We start from the raw sequence: 19938 nt of genomic DNA, 5'->3' as shown, positions 1-19938 counted from the left end.
GTCACTCAGATTGCCTTATTTGCCTCGGCGATCGCGTCCCGGCAGGTCTGGAGCGTCTGCTCTTGTGTCCCGGATGCATCGATGGTCGCCCAACCGACTTGGCCGATATTATAGTGCTCTTGCTGCGCGGCAACCTCCTGCGTGGCGTCGGATGCGTCGTCCCGGCGGCCTCCGATCCGCGCTTGCCGGGTCGCGAGGTCGGCAACCAGGAATAGGCCGCTCAGCGGCACTTTGCTGTCGCGCGCCAGAGCGGCGACCGCGTCTCGCTCGTCTTCACGGGCGAATACGCCGTCGATGATGGCCGAATGGCCTTGCGCCAGCACCTGCCGGGCCTGCTGAGCCAAAATGTCGTAAACGCGGGCCGTGGCCTCCGGCGTGTATGCGGTTGCCGGCAGCCGGTGCGTGTCCTCGACCCCGGCCAGTCGCTTGCGGACGACGTCGCTGCGCAGCACGACGGCTCCCGGCTCTGGTGCGATGAAACGCGCGAGCGCGCGTGCCAAAACCGTCTTTCCGGCGCCGGACAATCCGCCGACCGCGATCAGCCGGGGAGCGGGAGGGCGGATCAGATCCCGCGCGAGGCTGAAATAGCGTCGTGCGTCGTCGAGAATGCCGGGGTCAACGGAATGCGGCGGCTTCAGCCGTGCCAGCGTCACCTGGGCGCGGATCGCCGCACGGACGGACATGAACAGCGGCAATGCGGAGAGCGCGCCGAGATTTTCGGGCGGCGCCGCGGCGAGATATCGGTTCAGGACGACATTGGCCGCGTACGGTTGATCGTGGTGCAATAGGTCCATCAGCGTGAATGCGAGATCGTAGAGCACATCGACGGTTGCGATCTGCGCGTCGAACTCGATGGCATCGAACAGCACCGGCTGCTCGTCGATCGACACGATGTTCGCAAGATGCAGGTCGCCATGACAGCGGCGCACAAAGCCCAGACGGCCACGCTCCTCGAGCAGAGGCCGGAGACGCAGGAACGTCGCGTGCGAGTCTCTGCCGAGTTGTGCGATCTCTTCAGCGCCCAGATGATTGCCGCTCCGCAGGCCATTGCTGTTGCCGTCGATCAGGCCGGGAATGGAGGAAACCCATACCTTGCCGTCGGCGCGAACAGCCTGCGCATGCGAAGCCACGATCGCGTCAGCGGCAGCCGAGGCAAGCTTTGCATCCAGCGGACCGGCCTTGGCGAGGTGATCCAGCGTCCGGCTCTCGTCGAACCGCGACATGTCGACGGCATACTCGATCGGCCGGCCAGTACCATCGATTTTCACTGATCCATCGGCCTCTTCCGTGATCGCCACGACGCGGTGATAGATCTGCGGCGCCAGCGGCCGATTGATCCTGATCTCCTCCTCGCAGGCGGCCTTCCGCTTCGCGAGGGTCGAATAGTCGAGGAACGGAAACCGGACCGCCCGTTTGATTTTCAGCGCACGCCCGCCGTTGAGAAAGACCGACGCGGCATGTGTATCGATCCGCCTCACGTCGGGATGCCGGTGGGATTCGGTGAGCGCCGCAAAAATCCGGTCCTGGGTCGCAGACTCGTCTGTCATTCCTGCTGGCACATCCAGTTGCGGTGGAAGGCGGTCTGCCCGGCGACCAGCGTAACCCTTAGATGCGGATCGCGGCCAGTCCTTGACGTCGGTCAAGACCTGTCGGCTGACCGGACGGGGTTTCCAGGCTTGACAAAAATCAAGGGGGCCCGGCCACAGCCGGCCTAATCTTGCCACCGAGGAGAATCCCGATGCCCTTCAAGGACGTCTTTCTGCCGCTTGTCGGCCAGCCGCGCGGGCCGGCCCTTGCTGCCATCGAGAAATGCGTGGCCGTTGCCGCCGACCTCGGCGCCAGGATCACCGCACTTGCACTCGAGGAGGATGCCTTCGTGCGGCCGAAGGTGATGCTTCCCGATGAGTCCGGTACCGCAGAGGCAAACGGGTCGCTCGGGACAGGCGACATGCAGCATCTTCTGAATGCGTTCACCACTGCGTCCTCCCACACCGGCATCCGCGCTCAAAGCCGATCGGCCAAGGTACCCGCAGACCAGATCGCGTCGATCCTGGCCGAGCATGCGCGCTTCAGCGATCTCACGCTCCTCCCGGTGAAGTCGCACGACAGCCGAACGGAGCACGTCATCGAGACGCTCCTGTTCGAATCCGGGCGGCCGCTGCTGCTCTGTCCGGAGCATTATGTGGACGCGCTGCGGCCGGAATTCGAGAACGTCATGATCGCCTGGGATCACTCCGCGCGCGCGGCGCGCGCGGTCGGCGATGCGCTGCCGATCCTTCAGGCGGCCGCCTCGGTCCGCGTGGTGACCGTGGCGGACGACAAGTCCGACGCGATCGTGCAATCCGGAGCCGCACTCGTCGATCACTTAAGGGAACACGGGGTCTACGCCTCGTTCGAAACCGCAAGCGGCGGCGGCAGCTCGACCGGCAAGGTGCTCGGAAGCTGGGCGGATTCCCACGCCATCGATGCGATCGTGATGGGGGCCTACCATCATTCGCGTTTGAACGAGATCGTCTGGGGCGGTGTGACAAAGACCGTCATTGGCCAGCCACCGTGCTGGGTTATGATCTCGCACTAGGCGTCCAGCCAGCTTATCGGCCTGATCGTCAACCATCGGAACCGTCACCGACCGGGCGAATTTGCTGTCATGTCAACTTATCGGCTGAAGAATCTGCTGGCGCCCCGCTCGGTTGCGCTCGTCGGCGCCAGCGCCCGCCCGCTCTCCGTGGGACGTGCCATTCTGGAAAACATTCAGAAGGCTGGATTCACGGGTCAGTTCGGCCTCGTCAATCCGCGCCATGCCGAGATTGGCGGCGTCGCCGCGGTGGCCAGCCTCGACAAACTGTCGTTCGTGCCGGAACTCGTGGTCATCACCGCGCCTGCGCGCGAGGTGCCCGGCATCATCGATCAAGCGGGGCGTCGCGGCTCGGCGGGCGCGCTGATCGTCTCGGCCGGACTCGGTCGCGGTCCGGGATCCCTGCTCGAGGCCGCGATTGCCGCGGCCCGCAAATACGGCATGCGGCTGATCGGGCCGAACTGCCTCGGCATCATGATGCCCGGCGTGAGCCTCAATGCGAGTTTTGCCGCGAACATGCCGGGGGCGGGAAACCTCGCGCTGATTTCGCAATCGGGCGCGATCGCAGCCGGCATGGTTGATTGGGCGGCGCAACGCGGCGTCGGCTTCTCCGGCATCGTCTCGATCGGTGATCAGGTCGACGTCGATATTGCCGATCTGCTCGACTATTTCGCGATGGATCACAGGACCCGCGCGATCCTGCTCTACATCGAGGCCATCAAGGACGCGCGCAAGTTCATGTCGGCGGCGCGTGCCGCGGCGCGCGTGAAGCCGGTCGTCGTGGTGAAGTCCGGCCGCATGGCGCAGGGTGCGAAGGCCGCTGCCACGCATACCGGCGCGCTCGCCGGCGCGGACGCGGTCTACGACGCGGCGTTCCGGCGCGCCGGCATCCTGCGGGTCTCTGATCTGCGCGAGCTGTTCGACTGCGCGGAAACGCTCGGCCGCGTCGAATCGCCGACCGGAAAGCGCCTGGCCATCCTGACCAATGGCGGCGGAATCGGCGTCCTCGCCGTCGATCGGCTGGTCGAGCTTGGCGGAATTCCGGCGACGATTTCCGCGGACGCCCGCAAGAAACTCGACGACGTGCTGCCGCCGACCTGGTCCGGCGCAAATCCCGTCGACATCGTGGGCGATGCCAATGCATCGCGCTACGCGGCGGCGCTTGAGGTGCTGCTCGCCGACCCCGACAACGACGCAGTTCTCGTTCTCAATGTGCAGACAGCGATCGCCTCGGCTGCCGACATCGCGACGACCGTGACGGAGCTCGTCGGCAGATATCGCGAGCAGCACCGCAGTTGGGCAAAGCCGGTGCTTGCCGCCTGGATCGGGGCCGATCAAAAGATCATTCAGACGCTCTCCGGCGGAGGCATTCCGAACTATCCGACCGAGGACGACGCGGTGCGCGGCTTCATGCATCTGGTCCGGCACCGCGAAGCGGTGGAGGAGCTGAGCCAGGTTCCGCCGGCGATGCCCGACACCTTCGTGCCTGACGCCCGGGCCGCCAAGCAGATCGTCGCCGCCGCCGTCGCGGACGGCCGCCAATGGCTCGAACCTGTCGAGATCAAGCACCTGCTCGAGGCCTATGACATCGCGATGGTGCCCACATACGCCGCGACCGATGTCGAGCAGGCGGTGGCCTGCGCGAGCGAAATGTTCGCCCAAGGCGCCACCGTCGTCCTGAAGATCATGTCGCGCGACATCGTGCACAAATCCGATGTCGGCGGCGTCGTGCTCAATCTGACAACGCCCGAGGCGGTGCGGGTCGCTGCCACCGACATTCTCGCTCGGGCGAGGAAGCTGCGTCCCGAAGCACGCATCGAGGGCGTCATCGTGCAGGCGATGGTCGTCAAGGCGAAGGCGCGCGAGTTGATCCTGGGCCTTGCCGACGATCCCACCTTCGGCACCGTCGTCGTGTTCGGCCGCGGCGGGACCGCGGTCGAGATCATCAACGACAAGGCGCTTGCGCTGCCGCCGCTGGATCTGCAGCTGGCCCGCGACCTGATCGACCGCACGCGCGTGTCACGTCTGCTTCGTGCCTACCGGGACGTCCCGGCAGTAAAGCCCGACGCCGTCGCCATGGTGCTGGTCAAGCTGGCGCAGATGGCCGCCGACATTCCCGAGATCCGTGAATTCGACATCAACCCGCTGCTGGCTGACGAAACCGGCGTGACCGCAGTCGATGCCCGTGTCGCGGTCGGGCCGCCGCAACGGAAGTTTGCCGGCTCCGGCCCTGTGAACTTCGCCGTTCGGGCCTATCCGTCGCAATGGGAGCGCCGCCTCAAACTCAAGGACGGCTGGCGGATCTTCGCGCGGCCCCTGCGTCCGGAGGACGAGCCGACCATCCACGAATTCCTGCGTCACGTCACGGCGCACGACCTTCGCCTGCGCTTCTTCGCGCCGATGAAGGAGTTCACCCACGAGTTCATCGCGCGCCTGACCCAGCTCGACTATGCGCGCGCGATGGCCTTCATCGCATTCGACGAGGCCACCGGCGAGATGGTCGGCGTGGTCAGGCTCCATTCGGACTCGATCTACGAGAGCGGCGAATACGCCATCCTGCTGCGGTCCGATCTCAAGGGCAGGGGGCTGGGATGGGCCCTGATGCAATTGATCATCGACTACGCGAGATCGGAAGGGCTGAAAGCCATCTCGGGCGACGTACTGCAGGAGAACACCGTGATGCTCGAAATGTGCCGGCAGCTCGGCTTCGAGGTGAAGCCGGATCCGGCCGAGCCGGATATTTGCGACGTCAGGCTGAAGCTCTGAGCGCGCCCGCTAAGGCATGATCGGGAAAATTGCGCAGCGGGTTTCCGAAATGCTGATGCTCAAACAGTGACTCAGAGCGCGATGACGATTTATCCCGATCTCGTCGCGCTTCAGGAACGCGCTTCAGCCGGACTTGCGGCGGCAGAGTCCTTGGCGGTCCTTCGCAAGTTCCTGACGATGATCGCAATCAGCGGCACCAGCACCGGGACCAGCGTGCTGAGCGGATGGTGGACTGCGCCCGACATCTGGGCCTGCAGCGCACGCGCCTCGAGCTGAAGGGCTTCGATGGACGCGCCGTGGATCTCGTTGGCGAGTTCGATGTCACGGCCGGACGGAGGACGGCCGGCAAGAACGAAGAGAATGGCCGCGATGGCAAAATTGGCGGTGCCGAGGATGGCCGCCGCCGCAATCGCACTCCAGATCTGGACCAGCGCGAAATAGGCGGACAGCTCCAGCATCAGAAGCCCGAACGCCGCGATCAGCGCCGCAAAAGCGCGCAGGCCAAGGCCCGTCAGCAGGTGGCGCAGCCGGATGTCGGCGATGATCCTGTCGGTGCGCCAAAGCAGCCGCAGATGTTTGACCACATTCTCGGTATTCACTTAATGTCTCCGCAGCATGAAGCCGACGACCACGCCGAGCGCGAAGGACGAGGCGAGCGACGTGATCGGGCGTTCCGCAATGAGGCCCTGAAGCTGCTCCTGTTCCTCTTCGACGGTCTCGCCGAGCTCGGTGAGCGCAGCCCTGATCTGGTCGGCAAGCGCCTCGGCGCGGTCTTTCGAGCTGTCGAAAATCTCCTCGCCGGCGGTGCTCAGCAGGCGTGTGACGTCAACCTTCAGCGCTTGCAGTTCTTCGCTCATCCTGTTGCTGTCGAACATGGATCGGATATCTCCATTGAATGGAAACAAGACTAGGACCCGCTGACGCGACCGCGCTTGATCTGCGTCAAAAGCCGGCCGCGGGTGCTGCTCTTGAGAAAGGTCAATCCAGGCGCCACATGCTGGCCTAGAAATGCCGGCTGAATGGGGACCGATTGTCCCGATGAGGTGGAAGCGTGAATCTCGAACCGCTGTTGCTCGCAACGCCCTCCGGCGATGCGCTGAAATTGCGCCCGGAAGGGCCATGGACCGCAGCGAACGTGGCGACGCTGGAAACATTGTCCCGGTCGGTCGGGGCGGAGGTCGATCAATCCAGAGCCGTCACGCTGGACATGTCGGGCATCAGCGCGCTCGACACGCTCGGCGCCTGGGTCCTGGAAAAGCTGTCGCGCAGGGCTGCATCAGCCGGCCGACCGGCGGAATTCGTCGGAGTCGCCGATCACTTCAGCGGTCTTTTGGACGAGGTGCGTCAGGTCAACCGCCACACGCCGGTGGCTGCGCCAGCGCCAAATCCGGTGCTGCTGAGGCTGAATAATCTCGGCAAGTCCACGGTCGACGCGCGGGAAGACGTCGCGGTCTTCCTTCAAATGCTCGGTGCATTGTCCATGGCCGTGATCGGCGTATTGCGCCGGCCGAAATCGCTGCGACTGACCTCGCTGGTCTACCAGCTTTATCGCGTCGGCTGGCAGGCCATTCCGATCGTCGTACTCATCACGTTCCTGATCGGTGCCATCATCGCCCAGCAGGGGTTCTTCCATTTCCGCAGGTTCGGTGCCGAGTCCTACACCGTCGACATGGTCGGCATTCTGGTGCTGCGCGAGCTCGGCGTGCTGATCGTCGCCATCATGGTAGCCGGCCGTTCGGGGAGCGCCTACACGGCCGAGCTGGGCTCGATGAAGATGCGCGAGGAGATCGACGCCCTCTCGACCATGGGCCTCGATCCCATCCATGTCCTGATACTGCCGCGCGTCGCAGCCCTGGTCATCGCCCTGCCGATCCTCGCCTTCATCGGATCGGTTGCCGCGCTCTATGGCGGCGGCCTGGTCGCGCAGTTCTACGGCGGCATGGCGCCGGCGATCTACATTGCGCGGCTGCATGACGCCATCTCCGTCACCCATTTCGAGGTTGGCATCCTGAAGGCGCCGTTCATGGCGCTGGTGATCGGAATCGTCGCCTGCAGCGAGGGCTTGCGTGTCAAGGGCAGCGCGGAATCGCTCGGGCGGCAGACCACGACCTCGGTGGTGAAGTCGATCTTCCTGGTGATCGTTCTCGACGGCCTGTTCGCGATCTTCTTCGCCTCGATCGGAATGTGACGATGAGCGAACCGCAGGAAGAGTTTGCGATCCGCGTCCGCGACCTCGTGGTCGGATTCGGCCGTCAGACCGTGCTCGATCATCTGTCGCTCGACGTCCGAAGGGGCGAGATTCTCGGGCTCGTGGGTGCGTCCGGTGGCGGCAAGTCGGTGCTGATGCGCACCATCATCGGACTGATCCCGCGCCAGGGCGGGAGCATCGAAGTCGTCGGACGATCGATCGGCGGGCGCACCGAAGGCGCGGCCACGAGATGGGGCATCCTGTTCCAGCAGGGTGCGCTGTTCTCCTCGCTGACGGTCCGGCAGAACATCCAGTTTCCGTTGCGAGAGAATCTCGTGCTCTCGCAGGAGCTGATGGACGAGATCGCTATCGCCAAGCTCGAAATGGTCGGGCTGCAGGCGCAGGATGCCGACAAATATCCGGCGGAGCTGTCCGGCGGCATGACCAAGCGCGTCGCGCTGGCGCGCGCGCTCGCGCTCGATCCGCCGATTCTTTTCCTGGACGAGCCGACCTCGGGCCTCGATCCGATCGCCGCCGGCGATTTCGACACGCTGATCGGGACATTGCAAAAGACCCTCGGTCTCACCGTGTTCATGGTCACCCATGATCTTGCGAGCCTGACCACGGTCTGCGACCGCGTCGCGGCGCTCGCCGACGGCAAGATCGTCGCGATCGGCCCGATGCACGAACTGCTGCAATCCGAGCATCCCTGGGTGCGCGCCTATTTCCACGGCAAGCGCTCGCAGATGCTGCAACACCAGATGAGATGAGAAGACATGGAAACCCGCGCTCCCTACGTGCTGATCGGCAGCTTCGTGCTGGCCGCGATTGTCGCGGTGTTCGGCTTCGTCTATTGGCTGAACAACACCGGCGGCATCGGGCCGCGCACGAATTACCACGTGCAATTCCAGGGCTCGGTGCCGGGCCTGCTGGTCGGTGCCGGCGTACTGTTCAACGGCATTCGCGTCGGCGAGGTGACGCAGCTTGGCCTAGCGCCCGACAATCCGCGCTTCGTCAACGCGACGATCTCGGTGGCCGCGACGACGCCGGTGCGCACCGACACCAAGGTCGGGCTCGATTTCCAGGGGCTGACCGGCGTGCCGGTGGTGACGCTGGAAGGCGGCGTGATTGTCGCCAAATCCGGCGAGCCCCTGACCTTGGTCGCCGAGGCCGGCGCGGGACAGAGCATGACGCAGGCCGCGCGCGATGCGCTGCGGCGGGTCGATTCCGTGCTGGAGGACAATTCCGGCCCGCTGAAGGACACCATCGCCAATCTCAAGACCTTCTCCGAGGGGCTCGCGCGCAACACCGGCAAGGTCGACGGCATCCTGGCGGGGCTCGAGAAGATGACCGGCGGCGGAACGCCGGCACAGAAGGTCACCTATGACCTGCGCACACCGCAAAACCTCGGACCGGCCGACAAGACGCTCGCGGCGTCGCTTTCCATTCCCGAGCCGACCGCGGTCGCCATGCTCCAGACCCAGCGCATGCTGTTCGCGCCTGGCGGCGACAATCCGGGCTTTGCCGATTTCCTCTGGGCCGACAGCATTCCCAAGCTGGTGCAGGCGCGGCTGATCGACAGCTTCGAGAATTACGACATCGCCCATGCACCATTGCGGGCATCCGATCTCGGTCAGGCGGACTACCAGCTCCTGGTCGATATCAGGCGGTTCCGAATTGCGACGGAAGGCGAGGCCCGGGTGGAGATCGGCCTGTCGGCGCGGATCGTCGACAAGAACGGCAAGGTGGTCGCCTCGCGCCTTGTCGAGACCAGCGAGAAGCTCGACAAGGTCGAGCCGGTCGCGGCAGTCGCAGCGTTCGACAGGGCCTTCGCGCGCATCGCCAAGGAGCTGATCGGCTGGACCGTGCAGGCGGTGTGATGCCGGCTATTCCAGCGTCTTCAGATAGGTCAGGAGATCGTGGATCTGGTCCGGACTGAGCACGAAGGCCGGCATGTCGGCGTGGCCGGTGGAGATGCCTTCGGCCAGCGCCTCACCAAGGTTCTCGATTGGATAGCGCCGGTGCAGGATGCGCAGCGGAGGAGCGATCTTGAGCGGACTTGCGGAAACGCGGTCGATCGCATGGCAGCGCGCGCAATTGGCCCGCGCGAAGGCCTTGCCGCGTTGTTCGGCGGCCGGATCGGCGAATGCAGGTCCAATCAGAAGTAGTCCGATCAGGCCGTGACGCAGCGCGCTTTGCAGCATGGAAAGTGACCCCGGTAGAACCCTGGAGGCAGATTAAGACGGGGATGTCCGCCAAAATTGATCTGGGTCAATCGGCTTTCGTGCGGTGCAGTAAAATGGCCAGCGCGGTGGACGCTGCCTACGGAAGGCAGCCGGCGCTTGGAGCGATGGATGAAGCCTTCCCTGGTCACGATTGGGCCGAACGGGCATTTCTGCAGCGATTGCGCCGTCCGCGAATCGGCGGTGTGTTCGTCGTTGGATGCGGTTGAGCTCAGGGAATTCGAGCATCTCGGACGCCGGGTCCGTTTGGGCTCGGGCGAAACCGTGTTCTCCGAGGAGGACATCTCCACCTCGTTCTACAATCTGCTCGAGGGCGTCATGCGGCTGTACAAGCTGCTGCCCGACGGCCGGCGCCAGATCGTGGGCTTTGCCTTGCCTGGCGATTTCCTGGGCATGAACGTTTCCGGCCGGCACAATTTCTCGGCCGATGCGATCGGCGCGGTAACCGTGTGCCAGTTCGCGAAGACTCCCTTCGGCCGCTTCATCGAGGACCGGGCGCATCTGCTCAGGCGGATCAACGAGCTGGCCATTCGTGAGCTGGACCATGCGCGCGACCACATGGTCCTGCTCGGCCGCCGTTCGGCGGACGAGAAGGTCGCGGCCTTTCTGCTCGGCTGGCGCGAACGGTCGTTCGTGCTCAAGGGGCGGTCCGACACGGTGCCGCTTCCAATGAGCCGCCAGGACATCGCCGACTATCTCGGCCTGACGATCGAAACCGTCAGTCGCACCTTCACCAAGCTGGAGCGTCACGGCGTGATCGAGATCATTCACGGCGGGATCCGCCTGCTCGATCCCGCCCGTGTCGAGGCGCTGGCTGCAGCCTGACGACTTCCCCAACACGCTCCCGGATTTTTGATCCCGATCAATGACGCCGGCCGTCTGTCGCCGATAATGCGCCAAACAACCCGGGAGGACATCATGCCTGCTGACGCAATGCTGGTGACTATAGCCGTCGTGGCGATCTTCGTTGCGTTCGCGGCAGCTCTGGCCTGGGCAGACCGACAAACCAGTGCAGGCGGGTTCGACCCGGATTCCAGGCGCTAAGGCTCGGAGATCATGGCCCGTCCAGCCGGCGAGCCGCCGACGCTCGACCGGCGAGCTTTTGGCCGTTGCGCAGCGCCTCAACGCAATCGCAGACTCCCATCTGCAACTCTGCATCGATCAAAATTCGCCGCGCATCCTTCGGATGCGGCCTTCGGCCCCGGCCAAGGGCGTTTTTGCGGCATTTGCCTAAAACGGCGCGCGTGCTTTCCGGTTGAAATGCCGGGCAACGTTGACTACGCAGGACCTCCAGTGCCTCGCAGTCTTAGGAGCCCCCCGGCGTGCCTCAGGACAAGACCGGCGACCCGCGACAGTCGGCGGGCAACAAACTATCGGTCCTGCGCAAGCATCCGATCTTCGCGGATCTGGAGCCGGAAGCGCTCGATCAGCTCTGCCGCTACGCCAAGCACACCACGGTGAAGCGCGGCGCGACGATCGCCGCCAAGGGCGATCCCGGCAACAACCTGTTCGCAGTGATCACGGGCACGGTGAAGATTTCGTCTTCGTCGCCGGACGGGCGAAACGCCATTCTCAATCTGATCGGTCCCGGAGAAATCTTCGGCGAGATCGCGGTGCTCGACGGCGCACCCAGGTCGGCCGATGCGACCGCGAACACCAATTGCGAGCTCTACATCATCGATCGCCGGGACTTCCTGCCGTTCGTGAAGAGCCAGCCGGCGCTCGCGATGAAATTCATCGAGCTGCTCTGCGCGCGCCTGCGCTGGACCAGCCAGCAGGTCGAGCAGGTGATCCTGCAAAATCTGCCGGGCCGGCTTGCGAGCGCGCTGCTCGGTCTCACCGAAGAGCGCAAGTTCGACTCCGGCAGCGGCACTCTCGCCATCACGCAGCAGGAGATCAGCGAGATGGTGGGGATGACGCGCGAGAGCATCAACAAGCAATTGCGCGCCTGGGCAGGGCGCAACTGGGTTCGCCTCGAGCACGGCGCCATCGTCGTGCTCGACATCGATGCCCTGCGCGAACTCGCCGAAAGCGGCCTCGACGGCAACTAGCCGTCGATGATCGCAACCGCGCGGGTCCAGCCCGCGGAGGCTCGCTCGATCTTCACAGGAAAGCATGAGACCGTGAACCCGGTCGACGGCAGCTGGTCGAGATTGTGCAGCTTCTCGAGATGGCAATAACCGATGTGCCGTCCCGCCTTGTGGCCTTCCCAGATCAGGCCGGCATCTTTCGTCTCGGCATATTTCTTCGCGGTGTAGACGAACGGCGCGTCCCAGCTCCAGCCGTCGGTGCCGGTCAGCCGCACGCCGCGTTCGAGCAGGTACATGGTGGCCTCATAGCCCATGCCGCAACCGGAGTTGACGTAATCGGCGCGGCCGAACCTGGCGCCGGCGCTGGTGTTGACCACGACGATCTCGTGCGGCGACAGCGTGTGCCCGATCCGCTTCAGCTCCGTCTCGACGTCGTCGGCGCTCGCAACGTAGCCGTCGGGCAGATGCCGGAAGTCGAGCTTCACGCCGGGCTGAAAGCACCATTCCAGCGGCACCTCGTCGATCGTCCATGACCGCTCGCCGCGGTTCATGGTCGGATGGAAATGCCAGGGCGCATCCAGATGCGTGCCGTTGTGGGTGGACAGCGAGACCTGCTCGACGGCCCAGCCCTGGCCGTCCGGCAGGTCCTGCGCCTGGAGGCCTTCGAAGAACTGCAGCATCCGCGGCAGGCCCTGCTGGTGATCGATGTACTGGATCGTCGGGTGATTGCCCGGCGGATCGGCCGTCACGTCGTTCCTCAGCGGCACGGAAATATCGATCAGTCTCCGCGACATGGCATTCCCTCGAGACCTTCCGCTTTGTTTCGCGGCATCTTGGCGGGGCTGGACCGGCGCCGTCAAGCGATCCCCAGGGGCGCGTCGCGCGGCAGACAGTCCGGATGGTTTCGGAAAAACGGACCATTCACAGGTCGCCCCGCCAAAGCCGGTTTGATCCATCGATGCAACTCTGGCATTGATCGATGCCGGATTTGGCTTGGACTCAGAATGCCGCGCGCCCTAGGGACGACAATGGCGCTTGACTTCACACCGGAAGTGGAGCGACCCAAGGCGGCCCGCAGCATCTGCCCAACGACATAATCAACTCAGGAGGAAGCCCACATGAAGATACTCACCGGCATCATCGCGGCCGCTCTGCTCGCGGTCTCGGCCCCCTTGGCGACCGCACGCGATTTCCGCTCCGCCGACGTCCACCCCGCCGACTATCCGACCGTCGAGGCCGTCAAGTTCATGGGCAAGCAGCTCGCAGCGGCGAGCGGCGGCAAGCTCGGCGTGAAGGTGTATCCCAATGGCGCCCTGGGCTCCGAGAAGGACACCATCGAGCAGCTCAAGATCGGCGCACTCGACATGATGCGGATCAACGCATCCCCGCTCAACAACTTCGTGCCGGAAACCATTGCGTTGTGCCTGCCCTTCGTCTTCCGGGATACGCAGCACATGCGTACTGTCCTTGACGGGCCGATCGGCGACGAGATTCTGGCGGCGATGGCGCCCGCGGGATTGATCGGTCTGGCCTATTACGACAGCGGCGCCCGGTCCATTTACACCGTCAAGGCGCCGGTCAAGTCGCTGGCGGACCTCAAGGGCCTCAAGATCCGCGTCCAGCAATCCGACCTGTGGGTCGGCATGATCCAGAGCCTCGGGGCCAACCCGACGCCGATGCCGTACGGCGAGGTCTATACTGCCCTCAAGACCGGTCTGGTTGATGCTGCCGAGAACAACTGGCCCTCTTACGAATCCTCGCGCCATTTCGAGGCAGCCAAGTTCTACAATGTCACCGAGCACTCCCTGGCGCCCGAAGTTCTCGTGATGTCCAAGACGGTCTGGGACACGCTGAGCAAGGAAGACCAGGCGATGGTCCGCAAGGCGGCCAAGGAATCGGTTCCCGTCATGCGCAAGCTCTGGGACGAGCGTGAGCAGGCCTCCCGCAAGACCGTCGAGGCCGCCGGCGTTCAGGTCGTCACGATCGCCAACAAGCAGGAATTCGTCGATGCGATGAAGCCGGTCTACGACAAGTTCGCCGGTGACGAGAAGCTGAAGGGTCTCGTCAAGCGCATCCAGGACACCAAGTAGGACCGCAAGCGTCGGGTCCGGCGTCGCCGCGAGGCGATACCGGACCCTCGCAAGGAGACGCGCAAGGAGACCTGGATGACCGACCCACACGTCGCAAGCCACGAGCAGGACGTGGCCGGACGCCCGTCCACCGGCCTGCTGTCGCGGATCAATGCTCCCGTTGCTCGCGCAGGCATGTATCTGTCCGTGACCGGCCTGCTCGTCATCGTCACCATCGTGTTCTACCAGGTGTTCGGACGCTACGTGCTCAATTCCAGCCCGACATGGACGGAGAACCTTGCGCTGGTCCTGATCCTGTATGTCACGCTGATCGGCGCCGCCGTCGGCGTGCGCGATGCCGGTCACATCGGAATGGACAGTCTGCTGGTGATGCTTCCGGATCATGTGCGGGAGAAGATCGAGTTCGTGATCCATGTTCTGGTGGCCGTGTTCGGCATTGCGATGGCCTACAACGGCTGGATCCTCGGGGCCTCGGTCGGAACCGTGAAGATCCCCAATCTCGGCCTGCCTGAAGTCATCCGTTACGTTCCGCTGATCGCCTCCGGCGTCCTGATCGTCTCCTTTTCAATCGAGCACATCATCGCTCTCCTGCGCGGCGAAGAGGTCGTCCCCTCATGGAACTGATCATCCTCGGCGCCTCGTTCTTCGGCTTCCTGGTCATCGGCGTACCTGTCGCCTTCGCGATCGGCCTCTCGGCGATCTGCACCATCCTCTACGAAGGCCTGCCTGTCGCCGTCATCTTCCAGCAGATGATGTCGGGAATGAACATCTTCTCGTTCCTCGCCATCCCGTTCTTCGTCTTCAGCGGTGAGCTGATGCTGCATGGCGGCGTCGCCGACAAGATCGTGCTACTCGCCAAGAATCTCGTCGGGCACATCCGCGGCGGGCTCGGCATGTCGAACGTGGTCGCCTGCACGCTGTTCGGCGGCGTCTCCGGCTCGCCCGTGGCCGACGTGTCGGCGATGGGCGCGGTGATGATCCCGATGATGAAGAAGGAAGGTTTCGACACCGACTACGCCGTCAACGTCACCACCCATGCCTCGCTGGTCGGAGCCTTGATGCCGACCAGCCACAACATGATCATCTATGCGCTCGCCGCCGGCGGCAAGGTCTCGATCGGCGCGCTGATCGCGGCCGGCCTCCTGCCGGCGCTCGTGCTGATGGTGTGCATGCTGGTCGCCGCCTACGCGGTCGCGGTGAAGCGAGGCTATCCGGCCGGCAAGTTCCCGGGCTGGGCCGAGGTGTTCCGATCGTTCGCGGCCGCGCTGCCCGGTCTTTTGATCGTCGGCATCATCCTGACGGGCATCCTCTCCGGCGTCTTTACGGCAACCGAATCCGCAGCCGTCGCGGTCACCTACACGATCCTGCTGACCTTCTTCATCTACCGCACAATGACCCTGCCGAACTTCCTGCGGGCCGCCGCGAAGGCCGTGAAGACGACGGGCGTGGTGCTGTTGCTGATCGGCGTCTCCACCATGTTCCAGTACCTGATGGGGTTGTACGAGGTGGCCGACCTCGCTGGCGAGATGATGAGCAAGGTCTCCTCGCAGCCCTGGATCATCTTCCTGCTCATCAACGTCATCCTGTTCCTGCTCGGCACGTTCATGGACATGGCGGCGACCATCCTGATCTGCACGCCGATTTTCCTGCCGATCGCGATGAAGGCGGGCATGGACCCGGTGCAGTTCGGCATGCTGATGCTGATCAACTGCGCTTTGGGGCTGAACCCCCCGCCGGTCGGAACGACGCAGTTCGTCGGCTGCGCCATCGGCGGCATCTCGGTGGGCGCGGTGATGCGCACCATCCTGCCGTTCTACGCCGCCCTGATCGCAGCTCTGATGTTCGTGACGTACGTCCCCGCCTTCTCGCTGTGGCTGCCCCGCCTGCTGATGGGCTACAAGGGATAGCAGCAACAGGGAGAATTCGTTCGTGACTGACTATCGCAAGCTCTTCGACCTCACCGGCAAGTCGGCCGTGGTGCTAGGTGCCGCCTCGGGCATCGGCAAATCGTCGGCCGAGGCGCTGGCCGGGCTCGGTGCCCGCGTTGTTTGCGCCGATCGCGCCCTTGACGCGGCGGAGGCGACCGCCGCCGGCATTCGTGAGAAGGGCGGCTGGGCCGAGGCCGCTGCGTGCGACGCCGCGAGCGCCACGGAGGTCAATGCGCTGGCCAGGACCGTGATGCAGAAATTCTCGCGGCTCGACATCGCCGTGACGACGCCGGGGCTCAACATCCGCAAGACCATCCTCGACTACACCGAGGAGGATCTCGACCGCGTGCTCAACCTCAACGTCAAGGGCACGGTCTGGTTCTTCCAGGCCTTCGGCCGCATCATGGTCGAGCAGAAGGGCGGCAGCATCATCGCCTGCTCCTCGGTGCGCGCCGTGACCATCGAGCCGGGCCTGGGCGTCTACGGTTCGACCAAGGCGGCGATCGGCCTGCTGGTGAAGGGCTTCGCCTCCGAGGTCGGCCACGCCGGCGTGCGCGTGAATGCGATCGCGCCGAGCATTGCCGAGACCGCGCTGACCGGTCCGTTCAAGCAGCGTCCCGACATCTACAATCTCTACGCCGGCCACACCGTGTTCAACCGCTGGAGCAGCGCCGACGAGGTCGCCACCGCGGTGGCTTATCTCGCTTCGGATGCCGCAAGCTATGTCAGCGGCAGCACGCTGTTCGTCGATGGCGGCTGGACCGCGGTCGACGGTCCGCCGACCGGCCTGACCCAGTTGCACAAATAAGGACTCGGCATCTAGCCGGTGAAGCCTGCGCGCTGGCGTTGCTCCTTCCGGTCTGCGCCTGTCAGCAGCGCGATCAGCGCGGCGGCCTCTTGCGGATGCGCGGCCCGTGTGGTCACGCCGGCCGTGTACATCGTCACGAGTTCGCAGCCCGGCGGCAGCGACCCCGACAGCGCGATGCCCTCGGTCGCGATGATCTCGGTCGCCTGCGTGCAGCCGATCGGACGCATCGCGGCGGACGCCGCAAGCTCGCGCATCGCGGTCGCGCCGTTCGGAAAGATCTTGAGGCGCGAGGCGACCTCATAGGCGATGCCGAGCCTATCCAGCACCTTTGCGACGTGCTGTCCCGCGGTCGAGGCCTTTGTGTCCGGGACGTAGATCGCGTCGGCGCCGCGCAACACCTCGCGCAAATCGCTCTCGGTCTTCGCGTTCACCTTTGGATCGCGGCTGCGGACCGCCAGTGCGGTCTCGACCCTGCCGACATCCGCGATCGCGGAGGGGCTGACGAGCTTCTCCTCGGCGAGCTTTGCGAGCAGCGCCTGCGTCAGGATCACGAGATCGGCCGGCGTTGCCGCGCGCAGCTTGTCCGCCATCACGCCGACCGCGCCGAACTCGCCATCGACGCCGAAGCCGGTTTGTGCCTTGAAGGCCTCCGCGAGCCCACGCACCAGCCCTTGCGCCGCGCCTCCGCTCAGGATGTTCACTGTCGTCACGATGCGAGCTCCATGGCTGCGATGATCCTGTCGCGGGTGATCGGCAGGTCGCGCACGCGCACACCGAGGCAATCGGCGACGGCGTTCGCGATCGCCGCGGTGACCGGGCCGTGGGCGGCTTCGCCGGCGCCGACGGGCTCGATCTCCGGCCGCTGGATGACCTCGACATCCACGGCCGGCACTTCGCTGAAGGTCAGGATCGGATAGTCCGGCCAGGACGTCGATGTGATGCGCGTCCGGTCGAAGCGGACGCGCTCCTTCAGCACCCAGCTCGTCGCCTGGATCGCGCCGCCCTCGATCTGGTTGACGACGCCGTCCGGATTGATGGCCTCGCCGACATCGACCGCAAGCGTCAGCCGATCGACACGGATGTCGCCTGCGCCCTCGACCTCGGCAATCGCGGCGCAATAAGCGCCGGTGTTCTTGTAGCGGGCGAAGCCGACGCCGTGACCGATTCCGGTTCGCTTCTGCGGCTTCCACGCGGCACGTCGCGCCGCGGTCCGGATAACGTCCTTTGCTCTTTCGTCGCGCAGATGGCGCAGGCGGAACGCGATCGGGTCCTCGCCGCGCAGGGCGGCGATCTCGTCGAGCAGGGACTCGATGGCGAACACATTGCCTTGCGCGCCGAGTGTCCGCAGCGCCGACGTGCGCACCGGCATGGTCAGAAGCCGATGGCTCGTGATCGTCCACGCCGGGAGCTCGTAGAGCGGAACGGAATTGCGGTCTCCGCCGCCGCCGTTGGCGGCGGCCGGATTCGTCGATATCATGCGCGGGTAAGGAGGCGCAATCTCGGTTGCGGCAAGCAGCGCAGGCTGGGCAGCACGCCCGGGCCGCGCCGCGTGGCCGTTGCTCCAGATCGCATGGCGCCAGCCGACGATCTCGTTGCCCGCGTCGAGGTCGGCCTCGATCTCGATGGCCATGGCCGCGCCGAACGGCGCGTGGGACATCTCGTCATGGCGCGACCACTGCACCCGGACCGGACGGCCGCCCGCGACTTTCGCCAGCAGCACGGCATCGAGCGCGACGTCATCGGCCGCGTTGTGCCCGTAGCAGCCGGCGCCTTCCATGTGCTCGACGACGATGCTCTCGGCAGGCAGCTTGAGCACGATCGCCAGATCGGCGCGCAGCAAATAGACACCCTGGCTGTGGGTCCAGACATGGACGCGATTCCCGTCCCAGCGCGCCATCGCGCAGGACGGCGCGATCGAGCCATGTGCGATGTAGGGGCGGGTGTATTGTCGGCGGAGGGTGCGGACGTGTTCGGTCGCCGCCGCCGCCCTGGTGTCGATGACGGTCGTCTCGACCGGCTGGCTCTTCAGGAATCCCGCCAGGTCGTCTTCATCCGGCAATGGCTCGCCGGCCGACCAGGTCGCGCCCTTGCGCAGGGCTTTCAGCGCGGCTTCCGCCGCCGGCTCGCTGTCGGCGACCACGCCGGCAAAGCCGCCGTCGCGAGCAACGGCGATGAGGCCGGGGACGGCGCGCACAGCCGCTTCGTCGAGCGCGAGCAGTCTGGCGCCCGAGACGTCCGGCCGCAGCACGCGTCCGTGCAGTTGGTCCGGCAGCGCGCGGTCATGGATGAAGCGCGGCCGCGCGAACACCTTGTCGGGAATGTCGACACGCTGGACCGAATGTCCGGCGACGGCGCGCTTGGCGACGGTCTTCGCCACGGCGCCCGCGATGGCGTCGTGGTCGAGCGAGACGTCGCCGGCCAGCTCCCAATAGCTGGTCCTGACATTGCCGGGGCCCGAGATCGTGCCGTCATCGATACCAAGCAGCGAGGCATCGACGCCGAGACGTTCCGATGCAGCAGTGAGGAAGCGCTGGCGCACCTCGGCGCAGGCGTGGCGCAGGGCGCGGCCGGATTGCTGGACGGAGAGGCTGCCGGAGGTGACGCCCTCGTTCGGACTGGTCGCCGTCGAGGCGCGGATCATCTCGACCCGGGAGATATCGACGTCGAGCTCGTCCGCGGCGATCTGCGCCAGCGCCGTGACGATGCCCTGGCCGATCTCGACCTTGCCGGGCGAGATGGCGACACGGCCTTCGCCGGTGAACCGCACCCAGGACGACAGTCTTGGATTGGCGGCAAGGCTGACCGGCAGTTTCGGGGCAGGGGACGGCGCACTCATGACGTCGCCATCTCCGAGGCCGCGCGCAGCACGGCGCGGACCATGCGGTTGTGCGATCCGCAGCGGCACAGATTACGGTCCAGCGCCGCCTTGACCTCAGCCTCCGTCGGCGACGGACTGCGCTTCAGCAGCGCTGCCGCACTGATCAGGATCCCCGAGACGCAATAGCCGCATTGCATCGCCTGTTCGGTGATGAAGGCGTGTTGCAGCGGATGCGGTTGCCCCGCCGTGCCGAGGCCTTCGACCGTGACGACATCCTTGTCCGCGACCGACCACATCGGCATGTCGCAGGAGGCCATCGCGTGGCCTCCGACCATGACGTAACAGGCGCCGCATTCACCGGCCCCGCAGCCGAAATGCGCGCCTGTGATGCCGAGCCGGCCGCGCAGCACGTCGAGCAGCGTCAGATCCGGATCGCCATCCACGGACGTGGCCGTGCCGTTGAGCTGGAATTGAATCGTGGGCATTGTCGGT

Annotated in this window: 20 protein-coding genes; 12 read left to right on the top strand and 8 right to left on the bottom strand. The window is 65.3% G+C overall.

The annotated features are described in order from the left end of the window. Positions 1 to 5: 5 nt before the first annotated feature. A complete protein-coding gene (locus NR187_RS31555) occupies positions 6 to 1547 on the bottom strand; it encodes a bifunctional aminoglycoside phosphotransferase/ATP-binding protein (RefSeq protein WP_256809029.1) in 1542 nt (513 codons plus the stop codon). Positions 1548 to 1738: 191 nt separating this feature from the next. On the opposite strand from NR187_RS31555, the gene NR187_RS31550 reads away from it, so the two are divergent. Together NR187_RS31550 and NR187_RS31545 are read left to right on the top strand one after the other, a co-directional pair. Next, positions 1739 to 2578, top strand: coding sequence for a universal stress protein (locus tag NR187_RS31550; protein ID WP_211384915.1), 840 nt, complete (start codon positions 1739 to 1741; stop codon positions 2576 to 2578). 69 nt (positions 2579 to 2647) lie between these two features. Then, positions 2648 to 5341: a bifunctional acetate--CoA ligase family protein/GNAT family N-acetyltransferase gene (locus NR187_RS31545; RefSeq protein WP_211384916.1), complete on the top strand. Its 2694-nt coding sequence runs from the start codon at positions 2648 to 2650 to the stop codon at positions 5339 to 5341. A 110-nt stretch (positions 5342 to 5451) separates the two neighbouring features. On the opposite strand, the gene NR187_RS31540 is transcribed toward NR187_RS31545, so the two are convergent. Both NR187_RS31540 and NR187_RS31535 read right to left on the bottom strand, forming a co-directional pair. Next, positions 5452 to 5940: a phage holin family protein gene (locus tag NR187_RS31540; RefSeq protein ID WP_211384917.1), complete on the bottom strand. Its 489-nt coding sequence runs from the start codon at positions 5938 to 5940 to the stop codon at positions 5452 to 5454. Continuing rightward, positions 5941 to 6216, bottom strand: a complete 276-nt coding sequence (locus tag NR187_RS31535) for a hypothetical protein (protein ID WP_211384918.1) — start codon at positions 6214 to 6216, stop codon at positions 5941 to 5943. Positions 6217 to 6392: 176 nt separating this feature from the next. On the opposite strand from NR187_RS31535, the gene NR187_RS31530 reads away from it, so the two are divergent. From NR187_RS31530 to NR187_RS31520, 3 genes are read left to right on the top strand one after another with little or no spacing between them, the layout of a single operon-like run. Then, positions 6393 to 7529, top strand: a complete 1137-nt coding sequence (locus NR187_RS31530; RefSeq protein WP_256808988.1) for an ABC transporter permease — start codon at positions 6393 to 6395, stop codon at positions 7527 to 7529. A 2-nt stretch (positions 7530 to 7531) separates the two neighbouring features. Continuing rightward, positions 7532 to 8299, top strand: a complete 768-nt coding sequence (locus NR187_RS31525; protein ID WP_256808986.1) for an ABC transporter ATP-binding protein — start codon at positions 7532 to 7534, stop codon at positions 8297 to 8299. Positions 8300 to 8305: 6 nt separating this feature from the next. Then, a complete protein-coding gene (locus NR187_RS31520) occupies positions 8306 to 9409 on the top strand; it encodes an ABC-type transport auxiliary lipoprotein family protein (protein ID WP_256808984.1) in 1104 nt (367 codons plus the stop codon). A gap of 6 nt (positions 9410 to 9415) precedes the next feature. Here the strand turns inward: NR187_RS31520 and NR187_RS31515 are convergent, their stop codons facing one another. Further along, positions 9416 to 9733: a cytochrome c gene (locus NR187_RS31515; RefSeq protein WP_256808983.1), complete on the bottom strand. Its 318-nt coding sequence runs from the start codon at positions 9731 to 9733 to the stop codon at positions 9416 to 9418. A gap of 150 nt (positions 9734 to 9883) precedes the next feature. Here NR187_RS31515 and NR187_RS31510 point away from each other — a divergent pair, with 150 nt between their 5' ends. The 3 genes from NR187_RS31510 to NR187_RS31500 all read left to right on the top strand — a co-directional run bounded on the left by NR187_RS31510 (position 9884) and on the right by NR187_RS31500 (position 11823). After that, on the top strand, positions 9884 to 10597 hold the full coding sequence (locus NR187_RS31510) for a helix-turn-helix domain-containing protein (RefSeq protein ID WP_256809027.1): 714 nt from the start codon (positions 9884 to 9886) through the stop codon (positions 10595 to 10597). A gap of 93 nt (positions 10598 to 10690) precedes the next feature. Next, positions 10691 to 10816, top strand: coding sequence for a hypothetical protein (locus NR187_RS31505; RefSeq protein WP_256808982.1), 126 nt, complete (start codon positions 10691 to 10693; stop codon positions 10814 to 10816). A 278-nt stretch (positions 10817 to 11094) separates the two neighbouring features. After that, positions 11095 to 11823: a Crp/Fnr family transcriptional regulator gene (locus tag NR187_RS31500; protein ID WP_211384923.1), complete on the top strand. Its 729-nt coding sequence runs from the start codon at positions 11095 to 11097 to the stop codon at positions 11821 to 11823. Here NR187_RS31500 and NR187_RS31495 read toward each other — a convergent pair. Next, positions 11820 to 12596, bottom strand: a complete 777-nt coding sequence (locus NR187_RS31495; RefSeq protein WP_256808981.1) for a cyclase family protein — start codon at positions 12594 to 12596, stop codon at positions 11820 to 11822. The genes NR187_RS31500 and NR187_RS31495 overlap by 4 nt on opposite strands. Positions 12597 to 12920: 324 nt before the next feature. On the opposite strand from NR187_RS31495, the gene NR187_RS31490 reads away from it, so the two are divergent. The 4 genes from NR187_RS31490 (at position 12921) to NR187_RS31475 (ending at position 16628) form a co-directional block, all read left to right on the top strand. Beyond that, positions 12921 to 13892 (top strand): TRAP transporter substrate-binding protein, encoded by a 972-nt coding sequence (locus NR187_RS31490; RefSeq protein WP_211384925.1) that lies wholly within the window; start codon positions 12921 to 12923, stop codon positions 13890 to 13892. Between the two features lie 75 nt (positions 13893 to 13967). Next, entirely contained in the window at positions 13968 to 14516 is a 549-nt protein-coding gene (locus NR187_RS31485; protein WP_211384926.1) for a TRAP transporter small permease, read from the top strand. Next, positions 14507 to 15799, top strand: coding sequence for a TRAP transporter large permease (locus NR187_RS31480; RefSeq protein WP_256808980.1), 1293 nt, complete (start codon positions 14507 to 14509; stop codon positions 15797 to 15799). The genes NR187_RS31485 and NR187_RS31480 overlap by 10 nt, the downstream gene beginning before the upstream one ends. Before the next feature lie 22 nt (positions 15800 to 15821). After that, on the top strand, positions 15822 to 16628 hold the full coding sequence (locus NR187_RS31475) for an SDR family NAD(P)-dependent oxidoreductase (protein ID WP_211384928.1): 807 nt from the start codon (positions 15822 to 15824) through the stop codon (positions 16626 to 16628). A gap of 11 nt (positions 16629 to 16639) precedes the next feature. Here NR187_RS31475 and NR187_RS31470 read toward each other — a convergent pair whose 3' ends face one another. Genes NR187_RS31470 through NR187_RS31460 form a run of 3 tightly spaced genes read right to left on the bottom strand, consistent with a single transcriptional unit; the run spans position 16640 to position 19931 of the window. Continuing rightward, entirely contained in the window at positions 16640 to 17338 is a 699-nt protein-coding gene (locus NR187_RS31470; RefSeq protein ID WP_256808979.1) for a substrate-binding domain-containing protein, read from the bottom strand. Continuing rightward, positions 17335 to 19464, bottom strand: a complete 2130-nt coding sequence (locus NR187_RS31465) for a molybdopterin cofactor-binding domain-containing protein (protein WP_256808978.1) — start codon at positions 19462 to 19464, stop codon at positions 17335 to 17337. Before NR187_RS31465 ends, NR187_RS31470 begins: the two co-directional genes overlap by 4 nt. Then, positions 19461 to 19931 (bottom strand): (2Fe-2S)-binding protein, encoded by a 471-nt coding sequence (locus NR187_RS31460; RefSeq protein WP_256808977.1) that lies wholly within the window; start codon positions 19929 to 19931, stop codon positions 19461 to 19463. Before NR187_RS31460 ends, NR187_RS31465 begins: the two co-directional genes overlap by 4 nt. Positions 19932 to 19938 lie beyond the last annotated feature (7 nt).

Source organism: Bradyrhizobium sp. Bra64, from assembly GCF_024519875.1.
In the GTDB taxonomy this organism is placed as follows: domain Bacteria; phylum Pseudomonadota; class Alphaproteobacteria; order Rhizobiales; family Xanthobacteraceae; genus Bradyrhizobium; species Bradyrhizobium japonicum_G.
The sequence above is the reverse complement of the archived record's forward strand: the minus strand, read 5'-3'. Positions and strand labels throughout refer to the sequence as shown.

Coding starts and splice junctions, on each gene's coding strand:
- NR187_RS31555 (WP_256809029.1), bottom strand. CDS start 1,547: ATGACAGACGAGTCTGCGACCCAGGACCGGATTTTTGCGGCGCTCACC.
- NR187_RS31550 (WP_211384915.1), top strand. CDS start 1,739: ATGCCCTTCAAGGACGTCTTTCTGCCGCTTGTCGGCCAGCCGCGCGGG.
- NR187_RS31545 (WP_211384916.1), top strand. CDS start 2,648: ATGTCAACTTATCGGCTGAAGAATCTGCTGGCGCCCCGCTCGGTTGCG.
- NR187_RS31535 (WP_211384918.1), bottom strand. CDS start 6,216: ATGTTCGACAGCAACAGGATGAGCGAAGAACTGCAAGCGCTGAAGGTT.
- NR187_RS31525 (WP_256808986.1), top strand. CDS start 7,532: ATGAGCGAACCGCAGGAAGAGTTTGCGATCCGCGTCCGCGACCTCGTG.
- NR187_RS31520 (WP_256808984.1), top strand. CDS start 8,306: ATGGAAACCCGCGCTCCCTACGTGCTGATCGGCAGCTTCGTGCTGGCC.
- NR187_RS31515 (WP_256808983.1), bottom strand. CDS start 9,733: ATGCTGCAAAGCGCGCTGCGTCACGGCCTGATCGGACTACTTCTGATT.
- NR187_RS31510 (WP_256809027.1), top strand. CDS start 9,884: ATGAAGCCTTCCCTGGTCACGATTGGGCCGAACGGGCATTTCTGCAGC.
- NR187_RS31505 (WP_256808982.1), top strand. CDS start 10,691: ATGCCTGCTGACGCAATGCTGGTGACTATAGCCGTCGTGGCGATCTTC.
- NR187_RS31495 (WP_256808981.1), bottom strand. CDS start 12,596: ATGTCGCGGAGACTGATCGATATTTCCGTGCCGCTGAGGAACGACGTG.
- NR187_RS31490 (WP_211384925.1), top strand. CDS start 12,921: ATGAAGATACTCACCGGCATCATCGCGGCCGCTCTGCTCGCGGTCTCG.
- NR187_RS31485 (WP_211384926.1), top strand. CDS start 13,968: ATGACCGACCCACACGTCGCAAGCCACGAGCAGGACGTGGCCGGACGC.
- NR187_RS31480 (WP_256808980.1), top strand. CDS start 14,507: ATGGAACTGATCATCCTCGGCGCCTCGTTCTTCGGCTTCCTGGTCATC.
- NR187_RS31465 (WP_256808978.1), bottom strand. CDS start 19,464: ATGAGTGCGCCGTCCCCTGCCCCGAAACTGCCGGTCAGCCTTGCCGCC.
- NR187_RS31460 (WP_256808977.1), bottom strand. CDS start 19,931: ATGCCCACGATTCAATTCCAGCTCAACGGCACGGCCACGTCCGTGGAT.